2 tRNA genes and 3 rRNA genes are annotated in these 1,204 nt (G+C 48.7%); all 5 read right to left on the bottom strand.

Features of this window, described 5'->3' with window-relative positions:
- A 23S ribosomal RNA gene (locus tag AK95_RS25525) occupies positions 1 to 331 on the bottom strand; the annotation flags it as partial.
- 300 nt (positions 332 to 631) lie between these two features.
- Positions 632 to 707: transfer RNA gene (locus tag AK95_RS25520), tRNA-Ala, on the bottom strand.
- A gap of 94 nt (positions 708 to 801) precedes the next feature.
- Positions 802 to 878: transfer RNA gene (locus AK95_RS25515), tRNA-Ile, on the bottom strand.
- Positions 879 to 889: 11 nt separating this feature from the next.
- Positions 890 to 1,006: ribosomal RNA gene (rrf, locus tag AK95_RS25510) — 5S ribosomal RNA — on the bottom strand.
- A gap of 110 nt (positions 1,007 to 1,116) precedes the next feature.
- Positions 1,117 to 1,204 (bottom strand): 16S ribosomal RNA (locus AK95_RS25505); the annotation flags it as partial.

Raw genomic sequence — 1,204 nt, 5'->3', positions numbered from 1 at the left:
TTCCTTTGTAACTCCATGTGAGACGTCCCACAACCCCAGAGAGCAAGCTCTCTGGTTTAGGCTGTTCCGCGTTCGCTCGCCGCTACTGACGGAATCACTCTTGTTTTCTCTTCCTCCAGGTACTTAGATGTTTCAGTTCCCTGGGTATGCCTCCTCGCATCCTATGTATTCAGATACGGGTAACTAGCTATTACACTAGCTGGGTTTCCCCATTCGGACATCCCCGGATCGAAGCTTGCTTACAGCTCCCCGAGGCAGTATCGTTGTTCGCCACGTCCTTCTTCGGCTCCTAGCGCCTAGGCATCCTCCGTGTGCTCTTAGTAGCTTAACCAATTGCTCCGGTTATTGTGCTCATCGCTCTGTTGTCCGTTTGTTTCCTGATCTACTAAACGAGTTAATAGGTGGAAACGAACTTCCAAAGGATCGATGATCCCAAAACCTTCGCGCTACTTTTTATTAAACTTGATCAATCGCTTGACACAAGTTCAGCTAAAAGGATATTTCTAATTGCGCAAATTCGTTTCGTTATCTAGTTTTCAAGGATCAACCCAGTCTTTCAACCGGAAGATTATCATACCACATGATATCTTGCAGTTCAACCTGCAATTTATGGAAGTGACATGAAAGTTTATGGTGGAGCCAAGGGGGATCGAACCCCTGACCTCCTGCGTGCAAGGCAGGCGCTCTCCCAGCTGAGCTATAGCCCCATAATTTCACTTCAAAAGTGAAGTATGGCTTCGAGGTTGATTCCGATCAACTACCGGAGACCTCGTCACTTATCTTATGAAGTTAGTATTTATATGGTGGGCCCTAGTGGACTCGAACCACCGACCTCACCCTTATCAGGGGTGCGCTCTAACCAGCTGAGCTAAGGGCCCATATAAAATACGCTTGGCGACGTCCTACTCTCCCGGGACCCTTCGGTCCAAGTACCATCGGCGCTGGAAGGCTTAACGGTCGTGTTCGGTATGGGTACGCGTGGAACCCTTCCGCTATCGCCACCAAACGTATTCATGGTGAAAGAATTGATCTTTCAAAACTGACCAACGAGTGAGTTGGTTGACTTCATTGAAGTCATATTTGAATGTTTCCGTTGCAGGAAACGATTCTCCATAGAAAGGAGGTGATCCAGCCGCACCTTCCGATACGGCTACCTTGTTACGACTTCACCCCAATCATCTACCCCACCTTCGGCGGCTGGCTC

This window comes from Paenibacillus sp. LC231 (genome assembly GCF_001860525.1).
GTDB lineage: Bacteria > Bacillota > Bacilli > Paenibacillales > Paenibacillaceae > Paenibacillus_AQ.
The sequence above is the reverse complement of the archived record's forward strand: the minus strand, read 5'-3'. Positions and strand labels throughout refer to the sequence as shown.